Annotated in this window: 18 protein-coding genes; 9 read left to right on the top strand and 9 right to left on the bottom strand. The window is 63.7% G+C overall.

The window, feature by feature from the left end:
- Nucleotides 1-50: 50 nt before the first annotated feature.
- The 4 genes from LB565_RS23690 to mnmE all read right to left on the bottom strand — a co-directional run bounded on the left by LB565_RS23690 (nt 51) and on the right by mnmE (nt 4933).
- Nucleotides 51-848 carry a ParA family protein gene (locus tag LB565_RS23690; protein WP_224588341.1) on the bottom strand — a complete coding sequence of 266 codons (798 nt, stop codon included), beginning with the start codon at nt 846-848 and terminating at the stop codon, nt 51-53.
- 4 nt (nt 849-852) lie between these two features.
- The gene (gene rsmG, locus LB565_RS23685) at nt 853-1506 is read right to left on the bottom strand and encodes a 16S rRNA (guanine(527)-N(7))-methyltransferase RsmG (RefSeq protein ID WP_224588340.1); all 654 of its coding nucleotides are present in this window, start codon (nt 1504-1506) and stop codon (nt 853-855) included.
- Entirely contained in the window at nt 1503-3377 is a 1875-nt protein-coding gene (gene mnmG / locus LB565_RS23680) for a tRNA uridine-5-carboxymethylaminomethyl(34) synthesis enzyme MnmG (protein WP_224588339.1), read from the bottom strand. The genes rsmG and mnmG overlap by 4 nt, the downstream gene beginning before the upstream one ends.
- 248 nt (nt 3378-3625) lie before the next feature.
- Nucleotides 3626-4933, bottom strand: coding sequence for a tRNA uridine-5-carboxymethylaminomethyl(34) synthesis GTPase MnmE (gene mnmE / locus LB565_RS23675; protein WP_224588338.1), 1308 nt, complete (start codon nt 4931-4933; stop codon nt 3626-3628).
- A 138-nt stretch (nt 4934-5071) separates the two neighbouring features.
- Here mnmE and LB565_RS23670 point away from each other — a divergent pair, with 138 nt between their 5' ends.
- Nucleotides 5072-7087, top strand: a complete 2016-nt coding sequence (locus tag LB565_RS23670) for a thioredoxin domain-containing protein (RefSeq protein WP_224588337.1) — start codon at nt 5072-5074, stop codon at nt 7085-7087.
- A 151-nt stretch (nt 7088-7238) separates the two neighbouring features.
- On the opposite strand, the gene rho is transcribed toward LB565_RS23670, so the two are convergent.
- The 3 genes from rho to hemE form a co-directional block, all read right to left on the bottom strand.
- A complete protein-coding gene (rho, locus tag LB565_RS23665; protein ID WP_127230347.1) occupies nt 7239-8504 on the bottom strand; it encodes a transcription termination factor Rho in 1266 nt (421 codons plus the stop codon).
- Between the two features lie 253 nt (nt 8505-8757).
- Nucleotides 8758-9285 carry a protoporphyrinogen oxidase HemJ gene (hemJ, locus tag LB565_RS23660; RefSeq protein ID WP_224588336.1) on the bottom strand — a complete coding sequence of 176 codons (528 nt, stop codon included), beginning with the start codon at nt 9283-9285 and terminating at the stop codon, nt 8758-8760.
- Nucleotides 9286-9299: 14 nt separating this feature from the next.
- On the bottom strand, nt 9300-10328 hold the full coding sequence (gene hemE, locus LB565_RS23655; protein ID WP_224588335.1) for a uroporphyrinogen decarboxylase: 1029 nt from the start codon (nt 10326-10328) through the stop codon (nt 9300-9302).
- Nucleotides 10329-10729: 401 nt separating this feature from the next.
- Between hemE and LB565_RS23650 the strand changes: the two genes are divergently transcribed.
- The 5 genes from LB565_RS23650 (at nt 10730) to dnaQ (ending at nt 14609) form a co-directional block, all read left to right on the top strand.
- Nucleotides 10730-11551 carry a pyruvate, water dikinase regulatory protein gene (locus LB565_RS23650; RefSeq protein ID WP_224588334.1) on the top strand — a complete coding sequence of 274 codons (822 nt, stop codon included), beginning with the start codon at nt 10730-10732 and terminating at the stop codon, nt 11549-11551.
- A gap of 248 nt (nt 11552-11799) precedes the next feature.
- The gene (locus tag LB565_RS23645; RefSeq protein WP_224588333.1) at nt 11800-12399 is read left to right on the top strand and encodes a Maf-like protein; all 600 of its coding nucleotides are present in this window, start codon (nt 11800-11802) and stop codon (nt 12397-12399) included.
- Nucleotides 12392-13228, top strand: coding sequence for a shikimate dehydrogenase (locus LB565_RS23640; RefSeq protein WP_224588332.1), 837 nt, complete (start codon nt 12392-12394; stop codon nt 13226-13228). The genes LB565_RS23645 and LB565_RS23640 overlap by 8 nt, the downstream gene beginning before the upstream one ends.
- A complete protein-coding gene (gene coaE, locus LB565_RS23635) occupies nt 13225-13818 on the top strand; it encodes a dephospho-CoA kinase (protein ID WP_224588331.1) in 594 nt (197 codons plus the stop codon). The genes LB565_RS23640 and coaE overlap by 4 nt, the downstream gene beginning before the upstream one ends.
- An 86-nt stretch (nt 13819-13904) precedes the next feature.
- Complete coding sequence (gene dnaQ, locus LB565_RS23630) at nt 13905-14609, top strand: DNA polymerase III subunit epsilon (protein WP_224588330.1); 705 nt, start codon at nt 13905-13907, stop codon at nt 14607-14609.
- 299 nt (nt 14610-14908) lie between these two features.
- Here dnaQ and secB read toward each other — a convergent pair whose 3' ends face one another.
- Entirely contained in the window at nt 14909-15412 is a 504-nt protein-coding gene (gene secB / locus LB565_RS23625; protein WP_040986315.1) for a protein-export chaperone SecB, read from the bottom strand.
- Between the two features lie 118 nt (nt 15413-15530).
- A complete protein-coding gene (locus LB565_RS23620; protein WP_224526084.1) occupies nt 15531-16025 on the bottom strand; it encodes an FxsA family protein in 495 nt (164 codons plus the stop codon).
- A gap of 203 nt (nt 16026-16228) precedes the next feature.
- Here LB565_RS23620 and LB565_RS23615 point away from each other — a divergent pair, with 203 nt between their 5' ends.
- Genes LB565_RS23615 through LB565_RS23605 form a run of 3 tightly spaced genes read left to right on the top strand, consistent with a single transcriptional unit; the run spans nt 16229 to nt 18584 of the window.
- On the top strand, nt 16229-16936 hold the full coding sequence (locus LB565_RS23615) for a Tim44/TimA family putative adaptor protein (RefSeq protein WP_224588329.1): 708 nt from the start codon (nt 16229-16231) through the stop codon (nt 16934-16936).
- 23 nt (nt 16937-16959) lie between these two features.
- Entirely contained in the window at nt 16960-18063 is a 1104-nt protein-coding gene (locus LB565_RS23610) for a murein transglycosylase A (RefSeq protein ID WP_224588328.1), read from the top strand.
- Nucleotides 18060-18584 carry a Smr/MutS family protein gene (locus LB565_RS23605; RefSeq protein ID WP_224588327.1) on the top strand — a complete coding sequence of 175 codons (525 nt, stop codon included), beginning with the start codon at nt 18060-18062 and terminating at the stop codon, nt 18582-18584. The genes LB565_RS23610 and LB565_RS23605 overlap by 4 nt, the downstream gene beginning before the upstream one ends.
- Nucleotides 18585-18594 lie beyond the last annotated feature (10 nt).

The raw sequence follows: 18594 nt of genomic DNA, 5'->3' as shown, positions 1-18594 counted from the left end.
ATCGTTTCGGAATCGAATCGGCGGATTAACCAAGACCGCAGGGCGAGCCCTCAGGCCGCGCGCAGCTTGCGCTCGCGGCGGATCACCTCGGAGGCGAGCTGCAGATAGGCCTGGCTGCCCGAGCATTTCAGGTCATAGAGGATCGCCGGCTTGCCATAGGACGGCGCTTCGGAGACGCGCACATTGCGCGGGATGATCGTCTCATAGACCTTGTCGCCCATATGGGTGCGTACATCCTGCACCACCTGGTTGGCGAGGTTGTTGCGCCCGTCATACATGGTGAGCACGATGCCCTGGATGGTAAGGTCCGGATTGATCGTATGGCGCACCTGCTCGACCGTCTCCAGCAACTGGCTGAGACCTTCCAGCGCGAAGAACTCGCATTGCAGCGGCACGAGAACGGAATCGGCTGCCGCCATTGAATTCAAAGTCAAAAGATTGAGCGAGGGCGGGCAGTCGATCAGCACATAGCCGAACGGCGCCGAGCGTTCGGCCGCGGCGCGCAGCGCATTGCGCAGCCTGAGCACGCGATCGGGGGCCGAGGCGATCTCCATCTCGATGCCGAGCAGGTCGAGCGTCGAGGGCACGATGGACAGGCCCGGCACGGCCGTCGGCACGGCAGCCGCCTCCAGCTCGTGCTCACCGGTCAGCACATCATAGGAAGAGACTGTGCGGTCCTTGCGGTCGATGCCGAGCCCCGTGCTGGCATTGCCCTGCGGATCGAGATCGACGATCAGCACGCGCTCGCCGATCGCGGCCAGCGCCGTGGCCAGATTGATGGCCGTGGTCGTCTTGCCGACGCCGCCTTTCTGGTTGGCGACGGTAATGATACGCGGTGCTGTGCTCATGGGCTTATGCCAGTAATTCATTGCTGTTTCGCGGGCGCAAGTCAGTGATTTCGAGGATGACGCCGAGTGGGTCGGTCATGCTCGAATGTTCTACCAGATCGAAGGCCCAGCGGTGAGTGCTTTCTTCCACTTCAGCCCGGTAATCCCGGCCTTTGTGGAAAAGCGCGCGGGCGCCCTTTGTCAGCCAGGGCGCAGCCAGATTGAGTAGGTCCGGGAGCGCGGCGAGCGCCCGCGCTGTGACAATTTCCGGTGCGGAAACAAGCGCATAGCTGTCGTCGATACGCTTGGCCAGAACGCGTGCAGGAAGGTTGAACTGACCGATGACCGACTGCAGGAACGACGCTTTCTTGCGGTTGCTTTCGACCAGATCGATCGAGGCGCCGGGACGGTCGGCCAGCAGGAAGCCGAGCACCAATCCGGGAAACCCGCCGCCCGAGCCGAGATCGACCCAGCGTGTTGCGGTGGGCGCGATTCGCGCAAGCTGCGCGCTGTCGAGGATATGCCGGCGCCAGACATCGTCCAGCGTCGACGGCGCCGCCAGATTGATGCTGCGGTTCCATTTCAGGAACAGCTGCTCGAAGGCCTGCAGGCGCTCGAATGTTTCACGTGAAACCGGACCCGCTGCTTTCTGCAGATCCGCCCAGGCATCCGCGCTCACGCCACAGACCTTCGCGCGGCAAGCTCGGCATTGCGGACATGCGCGACAATGATGGCAAGCGCCGCCGGCGTCATGCCTTCCATGCGCTGCGCATCGGCAATCGAGCGCGGCTGGCGCGTCTTCATCTTCTGCTTCAGCTCGTTCGACAGGCCCGGCACGTCGGAGAAGTCGATCGCCTCCGGGATGAGCCGCGATTCCTCGTGCCTGATCTGCGCGACATCGGCCTGCTGGCGATCGAGGTAAACCGAATATTTCGCTTCCGTTTCGAGCCGCTCGGCGGTGTTGGCGTCGAGATTTGTAAAGCGCGGCTCGACGCTGGCGAGCCAGGCCATGTCGACGCCCGGATGCGCCAAAAGCTCATAGGCTGAGCGGCGCACGCCGTCTTTGTTGATCTCAAGCCCATGCCGCGCCGCCTCGTTCGGCGTCCAGGTGACCGACTTGGCCAAGGCCCGGGCCTCGTTGAGCTTCTGTGCCATCCCGCCAAAACGCTGCAGCCGTTCCGCCGAGGCGATGCCGAGCTTATCGGCCAGCGGCGTCAGCCGCTCGTCGGCATTGTCGGCCCGCAGCGAAAGCCTGAACTCGGCGCGCGAGGTGAACATGCGATAGGGCTCGGCGATACCGCGGCTGGTCAGGTCATCGACCATCACGCCGATATAGGCCTCGGTGCGGCTGAGCACGACCGGCTGGTCGCCAGATGCCATCCGCGCCGCGTTGATGCCGGCAAGCAAGCCTTGGGCGCCGGCCTCTTCATAACCGGTCGTGCCGTTGATCTGCCCGGCCAGGAACAGGCCGGCGACCCGCTTCGTCTCCAGCGTCGTCTTCAGCTCGCGCGGATCGACATGGTCATATTCGATAGCGTAGCCCGGCTGCAGCATGGTTGCCTTTTCCAGCCCGGGAATTGTCTTCAGGACCTCGAGTTGCACATCCTCCGGTAACGAAGTCGAGATGCCGTTCGGATAGACCGTATCGTCGTCGAGCCCCTCCGGCTCGAGGAAAATCTGATGGCCTTCGCGGTCGCCGAACTTGACGATCTTGTCCTCGATCGACGGGCAGTAGCGGGGCCCGACGCCTTCGATAGAGCCGGAATACATCGCCGAGCGGCCGAGATTGGCGCGGATCAGCTCATGCGTCTCCGGCATGGTGCGGGTGATGCCGCAATGGATCTGCGGATTGGCGATTTTGTCCGTCATCAGTGAGAACGGTACCGGATCCTCGTCGGCCGCTTGGGCGTCTAGCGCCGCCCAGTCGATGGTGCGGCCGTCGAGGCGAGGGGGCGTTCCCGTCTTCAGCCTTCCAAGCTGAAAACCAGCGCGCGTCATCGTCGCCGACAGGCCCATGCTTGCCTGCTCGTTCATGCGGCCGGCGACGATCTTCTTTTCGCCGATATGGATCAGACCGCGCAGGAAAGTGCCGGTGGTCAGCACGACGGCGCCACAAGCCAGCCGCCGGTCGCCCGAAACCAGCACCGCCGCGACGCGACCGTCCTGGATCTCGAGGTCAAGGACTTCGCCCTCGACGACGTCGAGATTGGCTTGCTCGCGAATCGCTGCCTGCATTGCAAGCCGATAGAGCTTGCGGTCGGCCTGGGTGCGCGGACCACGGACCGCGGGGCCCTTGCGGCGGTTGAGCAGGCGGAACTGGATGCCGGCGGCGTCGGCGATGCGCCCCATCAGCCCGTCCATGGCGTCGATCTCGCGCACGAGATGTCCCTTGCCGAGACCGCCGATCGCCGGATTGCAGGACATGACGCCGATCGTCTCGAAGCGCAGCGTCACCAGCGCGGTCCTGGCGCCGGCGCGCGCGGCAGCACCCGCCGCCTCGCATCCGGCATGGCCGCCGCCCACCACCACCACGTCATAGTGATCGGTCATTTTTACAAGAATCCGCTTTCAGAGATTGGGTTGACAGATGTCCCTGCTCTGTCCCGCTGTCAAGCAGGACAATCGCATAGGATGACGCCAATCAAGGCATGCCGATTCAGCCGAAATCCCGAAGCCACATGCCATGCGCTTCAAGGATAAGGGCAGGACTCGTTTCACGTGAAACATCGATCCGGTAAATCGCTTCAGTGTTTCACGTGAGTCGCTGCCGGGCAGGGGCGCGCAGTGTTTCACGTGAATCACTTACCGATGCAGAACTGCGAAAAGATGACGTCGAGCAAATCTTCCACATCGACCGCACCGACGATGCGCCCAAGGCGCTCGGCCGCCAGGCGCAACTCCTCGGCGCGCAGCTCCTGGCTTTGGCCCGACAGCGCCGCCCGCAGGAAATCCATTGCCTCTTTGAGCAACTCGACATGGCGCAGCCTGGATGGCAGGACATCGGCCGCCTCGCCAACCGCGGCGGCGGCGCGGGCCCCGATCTCGTTCAGAAGCCGGTCCAGTCCCGTACCGTCCCTGGAAGAAACCACCAGGTCGTAGGCACCGCTGTGGGTCTCGGCAATATCCGACTTCGTCCCGATCCTCAGCAACGAGGCCCCACCCGGGATACCCCCAACAGGCGCTGGATCGGCCATATCCTCCAACAGCAGGACGAGATCCGCCACGTCCGCTTTAGCCCGCGCTCTTTCGATGCCGATCGACTCGACCTTGCCCGCCGCCTCACGCAGCCCGGCCGTATCGACAAGCCGCACCTTCAGCCCATTGAGGTCCATGACGACCTCGAGCAGATCGCGCGTCGTGCCCGGCTCGTCGGTGACGATCGCAGCCTCCCGCCGCGCCAAGGCGTTGAATAGGCTGGACTTGCCGGCATTCGGCGCGCCGATGATCACGACTTCGAAACCGTCGCGAATGATCTCCGCGGCCTTGAACCCTTCGATGTGAGCCTCGATTTCTCCGATCATTGCCAACACGTCGGACCAGACCGCGTCCGAAACGGAGCCGGGCACATCCTCTTCGTCGGCGAAATCGATCTCCGCTTCGATCATGGCCCGCGCATGGATCAGCCGGCGGCGCCAATTCGAGTAGAGCTCGCTTTGCGCGCCTTCGGCACTGCGCAGGGCGAAGCGGCGCTGCGCTTCCGTCTCGGCGTTGACCAGATCGGCCAATGCCTCCGTCTCGACCAGATCCAGCTTGCCGTTGAGAAAGGCGCGCCGGGTGAATTCGCCCGGCTCGGCGTGCCTGACACCCTCGAAGCCGGTGATCGTCTCCAACATCTTGGCCGAGACGGCGCGGCTGCCATGGACCTGGAATTCGGCGACGTCCTCGCCTGTGAAGCTGCCGGGCCCGGGAAAGAACAGGACAAGCCCGTGGTCGATCGTCGAGCCGTCAGCCGCCCTGAGGGTCCGCAAATTGGTAAACCGATCCTTAATAGGACCGGCGATCGTTTCGACCACGAATCGAGTCGCTGGGCCAGAAATACGGATGACCGCGATGCCGGCGGGCAAGCGGCCGCTGGATAGAGCTACGATCGAATCCTTCGAAGCCATTGAGGAAATCATTTGCCGGACCTGCCGAACCGCCTAGATTAAAAGGTAGAGCATGATGCGGCCGAAAACCGCTTCGCACTTCTGGTCATCATGTTCCAGCCTTTGCCGGCACCAAACCCGAACGCGGAGCCGACCATCGTGACCTTGCCCGCGCGAAATCTGCTTGCCGACGAAGCCAGCCCCTATCTGCGGCAGCACAGCGACAATCCCGTCCATTGGCGCGGCTGGTCGCCCGCCGCCCTTGCCGAAGCCAAGGAGCTTGGGCGGCCAATCCTGCTCTCCATCGGCTACGCCGCCTGCCATTGGTGCCATGTCATGGCGCATGAAAGTTTTGAGAACGACGCCGTGGCGGCCGTCATGAACCGGCTCTACGTGAATATCAAGGTCGATCGCGAGGAGCGGCCGGACATCGACCAGATCTATATGGCGGCGCTGCACGCCATGGGCGAGCAGGGCGGCTGGCCGCTCACTATGTTCCTGACGCCCGACGGCAAGCCTTTCTGGGGCGGCACCTATTTTCCACGCGAGGCGCGTTACGGAAGGCCGGGCTTCATCCAGGTGCTGGAAGCGGTCGACAAGGCCTGGCGCGAAAAGCAGCAGAGCCTCGCCGGAAGCGCCGACGGCTTGATCGCCCATATCGAGCAGCAACTGGCTGGCGCCAAAGGCAAGGCGGTGCTCGACCGGGATACGCTGGCCGATCTCGCCGGCCGCATCGACGGCATGATCGACCGCGATCTCGGCGGCTTGAAAGGCGCGCCGAAATTCCCGAATGCGCCCTTCATGCACACGCTCTGGCTATCCTGGCTACGCGACGGCCAGGCGAACCATCGCGACGCCGTGCTCATCAGCCTCGAAAAAATGCTCGCCGGCGGCATTTACGATCACGTCGGCGGCGGCCTCAGCCGTTATTCGACCGATGCCGAATGGCTGGTGCCGCATTTCGAGAAGATGCTTTACGACAACGCCCAGCTCATCCGCCTGTGCAACTGGGCCTATGCCGGGACCCGCAACGACTTGTTCCGGATACGAATCGAAGAGACCGTCGACTGGCTGCTGCGCGAGATGCGGGTCGACGGCGGCGCCTTCGCCGCCAGTCTCGATGCCGACAGCGACGGCGAGGAGGGGCTTTTCTACACCTGGAACCGCGACGAAGTCGAAGCCGCGCTCGGCGACGATGCGTCGACCTTTTCCCGGTATTTCGAACTCGCAGCTCCGCCTGGCTGGGAAGGCAAGCCGATCATCCGACAGAGCGAGGCGCAGCAAGCTCAAGGCATTGGCGACTACGCGCAACTTGCACCCTTGAAAGCGAAGCTGTTGGGCGTCCGCGAAAAACGCGTCAGGCCGGGCCGCGACGGCAAGGCGCTCACCGACTGGAACGGGCTGATGATCGCCGCACTTGCCGAAGCGGGCCGCTCCCTTAAGCGGCCTGACTGGATCGAGGCGGCAGCCAAGACCTTCGGCCATATCGTCGGGGCCAGCCAGGACGGCCGCCTTCCGCATTCCATGCTTGGCGCGAAAAAACTCTTTCCGGCGCTGTCCAGCGATTGCGCCGCCATGACCAACGCGGCGATCGCGCTGTTCGAGGCGACCGGCGATCCCGCCTATTCCGATCGCGCCAGGCAGTTTGTCGGCGAGCTCGACCGCTGGCATCCGGATGGCGATAAGACCGGGTATTGGCTGACGGCGTCCGACAGCGGCGACGTTCCGATCCGCATCCGCGGCGACGTGGATGAAGCAATCCCCTCGGCCACCAGCCAGATCGTCGAAGCGCTGGTGCGGCTTTCCTCGCTCACCGGCGATCCCGATCTTTGGGAAAAGGCTTGGATGACCGCCGAACACGCCATGGGCCGCGCATCCCAGCAGGCCTATGGCCAAGCCAGCATCGTCAACGCCTGCGCACTGGCGCTCGAACCATTGAAGCTCGTCATCATAGACAAGCCGGATTCTTCAAGCCTTGTTCCGGTTGCGAATCGGAATCCAGACCCACGCCGGGTCGACATCGTTGTGCCGATTGGTTTGCAAGCGAATCGACCATCGCTGCCGGGCGGCGTTTTGCCGCCGACGGACAAGACGGGCGCCTGGTTCTGCAGCGGACAGGTGTGTCTGCCGGTGGTGACGGATGCGGGTGAGTTGGAGAAGTTGCTGCGGCGATAGCTTGTGGGAGAAGGTCGCCGAAGGCGACGGATGAGGGGTGCTCCAGGGAAAGCCAGCGTCTCATTCCGCCGGAACACCCCTCATCCGTCTCGGCGCTACGCGCCGATCCACCTTCTCCCACAAGGGAGAAGGAGGAAGAGCCTCAGCCCGATCACGTATTCATCGAATCGAAGAAGTCCGCATTGGTCTTGGTCTGCTTGAGCTTGTCGATGAGGAACTCGATCGCGTCGGTCGTGCCCATCGGCGCGAGGATGCGGCGCAGCACGAAGATCTTTTGCAGGTCCGCGCGCGGCACAAGCAGGTCTTCCTTGCGGGTGCCGGACTTGAGGATGTCCATCGCCGGGTAGATGCGCTTGTCGGCCACCTTGCGGTCGAGCTGGATTTCGCAGTTGCCGGTGCCCTTGAACTCTTCGAAGATGACTTCGTCCATGCGGCTGCCGGTATCGATCAGCGCGGTCGCGATGATGGTCAGCGACCCGCCTTCCTCGATATTGCGGGCGGCGCCGAAGAAGCGCTTCGGGCGCTGCAGCGCGTTGGCGTCGACACCGCCGGTCAGCACCTTGCCGGATGACGGCACCACGGTGTTGTAGGCGCGGCCGAGGCGCGTGATCGAATCCAGAAGGATGACGACGTCGCGGCCGTGCTCGACCAGGCGCTTGGCCTTCTCGATCACCATTTCGGCGACCTGCACGTGGCGCGCCGCCGGCTCGTCGAAGGTCGAGGAGATCACCTCACCCTTCACCGAACGCTGCATGTCGGTCACTTCCTCCGGACGCTCGTCGATCAGAAGCACGATCAGATAGCATTCGGGATGGTTGGCGGTGATCGAATGGGCGATGTTCTGCATCAGCACCGTCTTGCCGGTGCGCGGCTGCGCGTTGATCAGCGCGCGCTGGCCCTTGCCGATCGGCGCGACCAGATCGATCACGCGTGGCGAGATGTCCTTGGAGGTCGGATTGTCGACCTCCATCTTCAGCCGCTTGGTCGGATAGAGCGGCGTCAGATTGTCGAAATGGATCTTGTGCCGGATCTTTTCGGGATCGTCGAAATTGATGGTGTTGACCTTGAGCAGCGCGAAATAGCGCTCGCCCTCCTTCGGGCTCCGGATCGGTCCTTCGACCGTATCGCCGGTCTTGAGCGAAAAGCGCCTGATCTGCGATGGCGAGATATAGATGTCGTCGGGGCCCGGCAGGTAGTTGGCATTGGCCGAGCGCAGGAAGCCGAAACCGTCCTGCAGGACCTCGACCACGCCGTCGCCGATGATCTCGATGTCCTGGGCGGCGAGCTTCTTCAGGATCGCGAACATCAGCTCCTGCTTGCGCATGACGCTGGCGTTCTCCACCTCGAGCGATTCGGCATAAGCGATCAGCTCTGGCGGCTTCTTGTTCTTGAACTCTGCGAGTTTCATTTCTTGCATTAGATAGACTCTGGGTAGGCTTTGGGGAGAAAAATCGGCTGAATACGACAAATGCCGGGCGCGGCCGAAGCGAGTGAAAGGGGCGGCGCATGACGGGAAGGAAGACCCGTCTTTTATCGTCGGTCGCCTGAAAGAGCAAGCCGCCTTTTGCGGATCCTGGCTGGGCCGGGGGAAGCTAAAGCATGACCCCGAACCGGGGTCAGCGTGAGCTAAAAAGTGGGAACCGGCTCTCGGAAAAAACCATGCTCCTGATCTAGAACGGCTTCACGATCACCAGGATGACGATGACGATCATCAATAATGTGGGGATCTCATTGACGATCCGCCAGTGGCGCGCCGGTTTTTCGTTCTTGTCCTCGGCGAATTTCCGGACCGCGCCGGCGAGATAGCCATGCAGGCCCGACAGGACGAGCACCAGCGCGATCTTGGCGTGGAGCCAGCCGCCCTGGAATGCAAAGCCTTTCCAGGCCAGCCAAAGCCCGAACACCCAGGTCACGATCATCGCCGGATTGATGATGGCCCTGAGCAGCCGGCGTTCCATCACCTTGAAGGTCTCGGATTGGACCGAGCCTTTCTCGGCATCGACGTGATAGACGAACAGCCTGGGCAGATAGAGCATGCCGGCCATCCAGGAGATGACCGCGATCACATGGATCGCCTTCGCCCAGAGATAGAAGCCGTCGCCAGCCACGACATAGAGAAGCGCCGTTGCCACGACGAGCGCGGCAATACCGATCACCATGCGCTTCATCGCCTGGCCAGTGCTGTTCCCGCTGCTCATGCTGCTTTCGTTGCTCATCGCTGGCCCCTCACCATCTTGACCATCGCCTCGACATGCGCCACCGGCGTTTCCGGCGTGATGCCGTGGCCGAGATTGAAGATCAGCGGCCCGCCACCCAAAGTCCTCAAAATGGCATCGACTCCGTCGGCCAGCGCCTTGCCGCCGGCGACCAGGCGCAGCGGATCGAGATTGCCTTGCACCGCGCCGTCGCGCTGCAAGTCCTTCGCCATCGACAAAGGCACGGTCCAGTCGAGACCGAGGCCGGCAATGCCGGTCTTCCTCCTGTAGTCGCGATAGCGTTCGCCGGCACCCTTCGGAAAGCCGATCACCGGCACATCGGGGTAGACCGCCTTCACCTGACGGACGATCTCCGCCACCGGTTCGACGCAGAAAGCCTCGAAAGACGGTTCATCCAGCACGCCCGACCAGGAATCGAAAATCTGCACCGCATCGGCGCCGGCTTCGATCTGGCGGATGAGATAGGCGGCCGAATGATCGGCCAGTGTCTTCAAAAGCATCGCGAAGGTCTCGGGCTCGCGATAGGCGAAAAGCCGGGCAGGGCCCTGGTCGGGCGTGCCGTGCCCCGCAATCATATAGGTCGCCACCGTCCAGGGCGCGCCGCAGAAACCGAGCAGCGTCGTCTCGTCGGGTAGCTTCGCGCGCAGCCGGCGCACGGTCTCGTAGACCGGTTCGAGATTCACGTGAAACACATCGCCGTTCAGCGAGGCAATCTCGGCAGCCGAGATCGGCTTCAGGACCGGCCCGCGGCCTTCCTCGAAGCGAACCTCGCGTCCCAGGGCATTGGGCACGACGAGAATGTCGGAGAACAGGATCGAGGCGTCGAAGCCGAAGCGCTCGATCGGCTGCAGCGTCACCTCGACGGCGAGGTCCGGATCGTAGCAGAGATCGAGGAAGGATCCCGCTCGCTTCCTGGTCTCGCGATACTCCGGAAGATAGCGGCCCGCCTGACGCATCATCCAGAGCGGCGGCGGTGAAACCGTCTCGCCCTTGAGGACGTCGAGCACGATCCGTTTCCCAGCCATCCTGCGCTGCCCTCTCCGGTCCTCTTAAATCAAATATCTATTTTAAAAGAGTCTTCTGATTCTAAGAGTCTGTTGGTTGTGATGGTTGCGACCTGTCCAGCCTGCGGCTCGAAAAGGCCAGTCAGCATATTGTCGCGTACTCGCTTTCGCAATTTGGAGGGTTTTGGGGACAAAGCGGATTCAGGCTTTGGAGTCAAATGCTTGGGCTCTGCGTTCCGAACTCCATGCTGTGGACGAAATCGGCCGACAAAAATTGATCCCCGGTTTTGTCCCCAGCGCCGCGACAAAGCCTACAGCGGGTCGAATTGTGGACAAGCGGCCATCTGATACAGTCGCTTCCTTACCCGAGGCCTGCCCATCCAGCCTTGTCCACAATTGCCCACAGCCTGGACCCATCCCCTGTGAACAAACCTCAGAGCTTCTTCCACCTGCACCTGATCTCCGACGCCACCGGCGAGACGCTGCTGGCGGCCGGCCGCGCAGCGTCCGCGCAATACAAGGACGCGCGCGCCATCGAGCATATCTATCCGCTGATCCGTACCGAGAAGCAGGTCGCCAAGGTCTTCGACGACATCGAGGAGGAGCCCGGCATCATCCTCTATACGGTCGTCGACCAGAAGCTCGCCCGCTCGATCGACGAGCGCTGCGCGGCGATGGGCCTGCCTTGCGTCTCGGTGCTGGAACCGGTGCTCACCGTCTTCCAGTCCTATCTCGGCACGCCGGCCGGCCGCCGCGTCGGTGCCCAGCACGTGCTCGACGCCGAATATTTCCGCCGCATCGATGCCTTGAACTTCACCATGGAGCATGATGACGGCCAGCTCCCGGCCAATATGGACGATGCCGATGTCGTGCTGATCGGCATCTCGCGCACCTCGAAGACGCCGACCAGCATCTATCTCGCCAATCGCGGCATCAAGACCGCCAACATCCCGATCGTGCTCGGTGTGCCGCTGCCCGAAAGCCTGATCGACGCCAAGACGCCTTTGGTCGTCGGGCTAGTCGCCACGGCCGAGCGTATCTCGCATGTGAGGCAGAACCGCATCCTAGGCAACAGCGCCGCCTTCGTGCCGACGGACTATGTCGACCGCGCCGCCATCAACGAGGAGCTCGCTTATGCCCGCCAGCTCTGCACGAGGCATGGCTGGCCGATGATCGATGTCAGCCGTCGCTCCATCGAGGAAACGGCGGCCGCGATCGTTGCCCTGCGGGGCAAGACGCGCTAGGGGCAAGCGAAATAGTGAGCACTCCGTCCAACACCCCTCATCCGTCCGAGCTTCGCTCGGCCACCTTCTCCCACAAGGGGAGAAGGAAGAGCGCGGCGCCAGCGTCCCGCGAGCACCGCCAGGCGGCGATTTGCGGCGACGTTGATGCAGGACTTACCTTCTCCCCTTGTGGGAGAAGGTGGATCGGCGCGACAGCGCCGAGACGGATGAGGGGTGCTGGACGGATCGCAACCGTTGGATGAGCCATCATGCCCGAAAAGATCATCCTCGCCTCCGGCAGCCCATACCGCAAGGCGATGCTCGTCAATGCCGGCCTCGACGTCGAGGCGGTGCCGGCAAATGTCGACGAGCGCGCGCTCGAGGCTCCGCTGAGGGACAGCGGCGTTTCGCCGGAGGATGTCGCCTCGATCCTGGCCGAGGCCAAGGCGACCGAGGTCAGCGAGCGCAGGCCAGGTTCCCTGGTGCTCGGCTGCGACCAGACCCTGTCACTGGGCGACGAGATTTTTCATAAGCCCGCCGACATGGAAGGCGCTCGCCGCCACCTGCTCGCGCTCGCCGGCAAGACGCATCAATTGAACAGCGCCGTCGTGCTTTGCCGCGACGGCGAGGTGCTGTGGCGCCATGTCGGCATCGCCAGCCTGACCATGCGCAGGCTCGACCCTGCCTTCATCGGCCGGCACCTGGCCCGCGTCGGCGCCAAGGCGCTCTCCAGCGTCGGCGCCTATCAGATCGAGGGCGAAGGCATCCAGCTGTTCGAGAAGATCGAGGGTGACTATTTCACCATCGTCGGCCTGCCGCTCTTGCCGGTGCTGAAGGAACTGCGCGCCTTGGGAGCCATCGATGGCTGAGGCAAAAGCTTTTGTCACCGGACATCCGATCGCCCATTCGCGCTCGCCGAAGATCCATGGTTATTGGCTGGCGCAATACGGCATCGACGGCAGCTACCAGGCGATCGACGTCGCGCCGGCGGATTTCGCCGCCTTCCTGAAATCCCTCGGCGAGAGCGGCTACCGCGGCGGCAATGTCACCATTCCGCACAAGGAAGCCGCTTTCGCCGGAGTGGCCCGCCGAGACCATGCGGCCGACGCGATCGGCGCCGTCAACACACTGTGGTTCGAGGATGGCCTTCTCTGGGGCGGCAACACGGACGGCTACGGTTTCGCCGCCAACCTCGACGACCATGCGCCGGGCTGGGCGGTCAATGGGCCGGCCGTGGTTCTGGGCGCCGGCGGCGCCTCCCGCGCGGTCATCCACGCACTGAAAGAGCGTGGCATCAAGGATATCCGCATCGTCAATCGGACGCTCGCAAGAGCCGAGGAACTCACCCGCCACTTCGGCGCCGCTGTCTCGGCGCATGGCGCGGGCGCGGTCGGCGAGCTGCTTGCCGATGCCGGCCTGCTCGTCAACACCACGGCGCTTGGCATGCATGGCAACGAAGCCCTCGCCGCCGATCCGAGCGCGTTGCCCGGTCACGCCATCGTCACCGACATCGTCTATGTGCCGCTGGAGACGCCGCTTCTGGCAGCTGCCAGGGCGCGCGGCCTGAGGACTGTCGATGGGCTCGGCATGCTGCTGCATCAGGCGGTGCCCGGCTTCGAACGCTGGTTCGGCCGGAAGCCGGACGTCACGCCCGAATTGCGGCGCATGATCGTCGCCGACATCGAGGGCCATCGATGATCGTGCTTGGCCTCACCGGATCGATCGGCATGGGCAAGTCCACCACGGCGAAAATGTTCGCCGAGGCCGGCGTGCCGGTGCATGATTCCGACGAGACCGTGCATCGCCTTTATTCCGGCAAGGCAGCCCCCCTGGTCGAGAAGGCTTTTCCGGGCACGACGCAGGCGGGCGCGGTCGATCGGGTCAAGCTCGCCGGAAAAGTGCTCAGCGATCCGGCCGCGCTGAAGCAGCTCGAGGCAATCATTCACCCGCTGGTGCGCGCCGACGCCGATGCGTTTCTCGCAACGCATCGCGCCGCCGGCGCGCCGCTTGTAGTGCTCGACATCCCGCTGCTGTTCGAAACCGGCGGCCGCAGCCGCGTCGACAAGGTCGTGGTCGTCACCGCGTCGCCCGAAATCCAGCGCGAGCGCGTGCTCGCCAGGCCGGGCATGAGCGAGGAGAGGTTTTCATCTATCCTCGCCAAGCAGGTGCCCGACGCCGAAAAGCGCCGCCAGGCCGATTTCATCATCGACACCGGAAATGGCTTCGACGCGGCGCGGAAGGCGGTTGACGCCATCATCGGCGAATTGACGGGGGATAAGTCGGACTAGGATGGTTCCTGACATCCGCTGACAGCAGTCCCCATTGCCATTTTGTTCTGGTTTGTGATTCTGCTCCTTGGAGTGGATTGATTCGAATGCGTGAGATCATCTTCGATACGGAAACCACCGGCCTCGATTTGCGCGACGACCGCATCATCGAGCTCGGCGGCGTCGAGCTGGTCAACCGTTTCCCGACCGGCCGCACCTTCCACAAATTCATCAATCCGCAAGGCCGCGCCATCCACTCCGAGGCGCAGGCCGTGCATGGCATCAGCGCCGCCGACCTGGTCGGCAAGCCGACCTTCGCCGAAATCGTCGATGAGTGGCTGGCCTTCACCGACGGCGCCAAGCTGATCGCGCACAACGCCACCTTCGACCTCGGCTTCCTCAATCTCGAATACAGCCGGCTCGACCATCCGGCCATCGATCCCGGCCGCATCGTCGACACGCTCGCTTTGGCCCGCCGCAAGCATCCGATGGGCCCGAACTCGCTCGATGCGCTCTGCCGGCGCTACGGCATCGACAACACGCGCCGCACCAAGCACGGCGCGCTGCTCGACTCCGAATTGCTGGCCGAGGTCTATATCGAGCTCATCGGCGGCAAGCAGGCGGCGCTGGTTCTGGAATCCGTGGCCGTGCAGATGAACGGCGCCGGCGAGGTGGCCGATACCGACATCTCCATCGGCGCCCGGCCCATCGCCCTGCCGCCGCGGCTGAGCGAAGCGGACCGCGCGGCCCATGCCGGTCTGGTTTCGACGCTCGGCGAAAAGGCGCTGTGGCTCAAGGTGGCGGTGGGTTGAGCGGGCGCTGTTGGCGCTGACGTTGGAGATTGGCGAAAATCTCCGTGACGTCGTCATACTCGGGCTTGACCCGAGTATCCATGCCGTGCCCGTTGCCGTAGGGTGCAACGGAGCAGAATTCTGTAACCGTTGCAACGCATTGGCGTAACGGCATGGATTCCAGGGTCTGCGCGCGTCGCTCCGCTCCTTGCTCCGCCCTGGAATGACGACCGCGCGGAGGTTTTCGCCAATCTCCGACGTCTAAACAAAAAAGCCCGGCGCGGGGCCGGGCTCTCGATACGATATGGCGCCGGTTCGCCTCAGCTCACCTGGACCTTGCTCGCCGCAGCCTGGTCTTCGGCGATCCTCTGCTGGAACATCTGCGCGAAGTCGATCGGGTCGAGCATCAGCGGCGGGAAGCCGCCGTTGCGGGTGGCGTCGGCGATGATCTGGCGGGCAAAGGGGAACAGCAGCCGCGGGCATTCGATGAAGAGCAGCGGCAGCATGTGCTCCTGCGGGAAGCCCGAAATGGCGAAGACGCCGCCATAGACCAGCTCGACGTTGAACAGCACTTCCTGGTCGAAGGAAGCCTTGGCGTTCAGCGTCAGGTTGACGTCGAACTGCTTGTCCGAAAGCGGGTTGGCGTTGACATTGACATTGATGGCGATGCCCGGTGCCTTGTCGCGGCCGCGCAGCGAGTTCGGCGCGCCGGGGCTTTCGAAGGACAGGTCCTTCACATATTGCGCAAGCACATTGAGCGAGGGCTGGTTCTGGGTGCCGTTGCCGTTGGCGGCGCCGGTCGCCGCGTCATCGTTGCTGGCCATGAGCCTTTAAGTCCTTTTGCCTGGGCAGCATTGCTGACCGGATTGAAATCGCGGGTTCGCTACCATGCTCGGCCGGACAAAACAAGTTTTGCCGCCCCTATCGGCGACAGGTCCGGGACTAATCGTTTTTCAGCCGCCGCCAGGGCGAATTGTGGTCCGGCCGGTTCGGATAATCGTCGCGCGAATAGTCGCTGTCGTCGAGGTCGATGACGTTGTCTCGCCGGCGGGCCGAAAAGCCGCGGCCGAAGCTGGTCGCCATGACGATGCGGTTCTTGAGCAGGCGCCAGGCGAAGTCGCGCACCGGCGGCAACAAGAGAAGAATGGCGAAGATGTCGGTGATGAAGCCCGGGATGATCAAAAGGATCGCCGCCAGCACGATCATCGCGCCATGCGCGAGCTGGCGGCTGGGATCGCGTCCGGCATCCATTTCCGTTCGCACCCGCGCCATGACGCCGAAACCCTGATGCCGAAGCAGCAGGCTACCGGCGACGCTGGACAGGATGACCAGCCCGACCGTCGCCAAAGCGCCGATTTCCCGGCCGACGACGACGAAGCCGGCGATCTCCAGCAGCGGCAGCAGGAGCAGGAACAACGGGATAAAGGAAATGCGCAAAGTCTCGACCGATCGCTTTCTTCTTTAGCGGCGCTGGCGGACAATCGCCGCTGGCCTTGGCGCCTTTAGATAGGTATGGCTGCCTTTGATTTGAATGATAGCGCCTGCCGTTCTATATGCTTTGGGTGTTGAACGCTATGCGACCGCGATCCCCGAGGGGTTACGCCGGTGCGGCAAGGACAGGGATCGAGTTGGCGGAAAATATGGGTTTCTTCGACTTCGGCACGATTTTCTTTCTGATTGCGGCAGTTGTGATCTTTTTCCAGCTGCGCAACGTGCTTGGACGTCGCACCGGAAACGAGCGTCCGCCCTTCGATCCCTATTCGGCGAGCCGCACGCGCGAGGCCGATGTGGCGCAGAAGCCTGAAAATGTCGTGTCGCTGCCGCGCAAGCGCATGCCGGGCGAACCCGCGGCCGAGACCTATGCCGCGATCGACGCCTTCGCCAAGCCGGATACCGACCTCAACAGGGGCCTGCGCACGATCAAGGACAACGATCCGTCCTTCGATCCCAAGACCTTTGTCGACGGCGCCAAGATGGCCTATGAGATGATCGTCATGGCCTATGCCGACGGCGACCGTAAGACGCTGAAGAATCTCCTGTCGCGCGAAGTCTATGACGGCTTCGTCGCCGCGATCGGCGAACGCGAGGCAAAGTCGGAGAAGATCCAGTCCTCCTTCGTCGGCATCGACAAGGCCGATATCGTCGCCGCCGAAATGAAGGGTTCGGAAGCGCATATCACGCTGCGCGTCGTCTCCGAGCTGATCTCGGCGACCCGCGACCAGGCCGGCGCCGTCATCGATGGCGACCCGGAGACGGTGGCCGAGGTCAAGGATGTCTGGACCTTCGCCCGCGATACCCGCTCGCGCGACCCGAACTGGAAGCTCGTCGCCACCGAAGAAGAAGATTGAGCTTAAGCGGCGGGGCCCCAGTCGTGCCGCTCTCTCCCATACTCAGCGAAAAATCTTTTGATGACCTGTCCGGGTGGAGCGGGGATGATCATGCCGCAGCCTTCGCTGCGTTTCGCCGGTCGGCCTTCCACGCGCCGATAAAACCTTACCGCACCGGATCGTTGGGCGTCGACTTCAATGCCTTTGCCGATGCCTATGCCGAGGCGCGTGCCGTTTCGGCGCCGGGCAGGTCAGAGGCGCGATCCTTCTTCGAACGGCATTTCGCGCCGATGCTGGTCAAGGCTGAAAACGGCTCGGGTCTCGTCACCGGCTTCTACGAGCCTGAGGTCGAGGCCTCGCCGGTCAGGACCGCGCGGTTTACCGTGCCGCTGCTGTCCCGCCCCGCCGACCTGATCGACATCGACGACGGCAACCGGCCGGCCGGCATGGATGCCTATCTGGCCTTTGCCCGCCGGACGGATGGTGTTCCGGTCGAATATTTCGACCGTGGCGAAATCGAGCGCGGCGCGCTCGCCGGCCGGACTCTCGAAATTGCCTGGCTCGCCGAGAAGGTCGATGCCTTCTTCATCCATGTGCAGGGCGCGGCACGACTGAAGATGACCGACGGCAGGCTCGCCCGCGTTACCTATGCCGCGAAGTCCGGCCAGCGCTTCACCGGCCCGGGCAAGATCTTGAGCGATCTCGGTGAAATCCCGCTGGAAAAGGTGACGATGCAGTCGATCCGCGCCTGGTTCAAGGCGCATCCCGACAGGGTCGACGAGATCCTGTGGCAAAACCGCTCTTATATCTTCTTCCGCGAGGCCGCGGTCGACGATGCCGCGCTTGGTCCGATCGCCGCCGCCAAGGTGCCGCTGACGCCCGGCCGCTCCGTCGCGGTCGACCGGCTGCTGCACACATTCGGCACGCCCTTCTACATCGATGCGCCGACCCTCACCGCCTTCGATCAAAAACCGTTCCGGCGGCTGATGATCGCGCAGGACACCGGCTCCGCCATCACCGGACCGGCGCGCGGCGACCTCTTCGCCGGCTCCGGCGATGCCGCCGGCGAGATCGCCGGCGTGGTCCGCAACGCGGCCGATTTCTTTGCGCTGGTGCCGCGTGCGCTTCTGGATGGAGCGACAAGGTGAGCCGCCGCGACGACCATCTCAGCGACGACGACCGCATCCTCTGGAACCTGGTGGCGCGCTCGGCCCGACCGCTGAAGGGTAAGGCCGCCGTCGAGATCCCCGACATCGTCGAGCCCAAGCCCGAGCCGCCGCGACCTGCCGCCAACGGCGTTGCGGCCGTGGCCGGCAAGCCGAAGCCGCCGCATGTGGCGCACTCGCTCGACGACCAGACGCTGCACAAGCTGAAAAAAGGCAGGCTGCCGATCGAAGGCCGCGTCGACCTGCACGGCATGACGCAGGACGAGGCCTATTCGCTGCTGCTCAGCTTCCTCAACCGCGCACATGCCGGCGGCATCCGCTACGTGCTGATCATCACCGGCAAAGGGTCATCGTCGGGCGGCGATGGCATCCTGCGCCGCGCCGTGCCGGCCTGGCTGTCGACGCCTGCCTTCCGCCACCTCGTCTCCAGCCACGACCATGCCGCCCGCAACCATGGCGGCTCGGGCGCGCTCTATGTTCGGCTGCGGCGGACGCGCCCATGAGGATTCGGCA

Source organism: Mesorhizobium sp. CA14 (assembly GCF_020165195.1).
Lineage (GTDB): Bacteria > Pseudomonadota > Alphaproteobacteria > Rhizobiales > Rhizobiaceae > Mesorhizobium.
Note: the sequence above shows the minus strand (reverse complement) of the source record. Positions and strands in the feature narration are given on the sequence as shown.

What these genes read in the sequence shown, in the direction of transcription:
- LB565_RS23690 (WP_224588341.1), bottom strand. Translation starts at nt 848, where the DNA reads ATGAGCACAGCACCGCGTATCATTACCGTCGCCAACCAGAAAGGCGGC.
- mnmG (WP_224588339.1), bottom strand. Translation starts at nt 3,377, where the DNA reads ATGACCGATCACTATGACGTGGTGGTGGTGGGCGGCGGCCATGCCGGA.
- mnmE (WP_224588338.1), bottom strand. Translation starts at nt 4,933, where the DNA reads ATGGCTTCGAAGGATTCGATCGTAGCTCTATCCAGCGGCCGCTTGCCC.
- rho (WP_127230347.1), bottom strand. Translation starts at nt 8,504, where the DNA reads ATGCAAGAAATGAAACTCGCAGAGTTCAAGAACAAGAAGCCGCCAGAG.
- hemJ (WP_224588336.1), bottom strand. Translation starts at nt 9,285, where the DNA reads ATGAGCAGCGGGAACAGCACTGGCCAGGCGATGAAGCGCATGGTGATC.
- hemE (WP_224588335.1), bottom strand. Translation starts at nt 10,328, where the DNA reads ATGGCTGGGAAACGGATCGTGCTCGACGTCCTCAAGGGCGAGACGGTT.
- LB565_RS23645 (WP_224588333.1), top strand. Translation starts at nt 11,800, where the DNA reads ATGCCCGAAAAGATCATCCTCGCCTCCGGCAGCCCATACCGCAAGGCG.
- LB565_RS23640 (WP_224588332.1), top strand. Translation starts at nt 12,392, where the DNA reads ATGGCTGAGGCAAAAGCTTTTGTCACCGGACATCCGATCGCCCATTCG.
- coaE (WP_224588331.1), top strand. Translation starts at nt 13,225, where the DNA reads ATGATCGTGCTTGGCCTCACCGGATCGATCGGCATGGGCAAGTCCACC.
- dnaQ (WP_224588330.1), top strand. Translation starts at nt 13,905, where the DNA reads ATGCGTGAGATCATCTTCGATACGGAAACCACCGGCCTCGATTTGCGC.
- secB (WP_040986315.1), bottom strand. Translation starts at nt 15,412, where the DNA reads ATGGCCAGCAACGATGACGCGGCGACCGGCGCCGCCAACGGCAACGGC.
- LB565_RS23615 (WP_224588329.1), top strand. Translation starts at nt 16,229, where the DNA reads ATGGGTTTCTTCGACTTCGGCACGATTTTCTTTCTGATTGCGGCAGTT.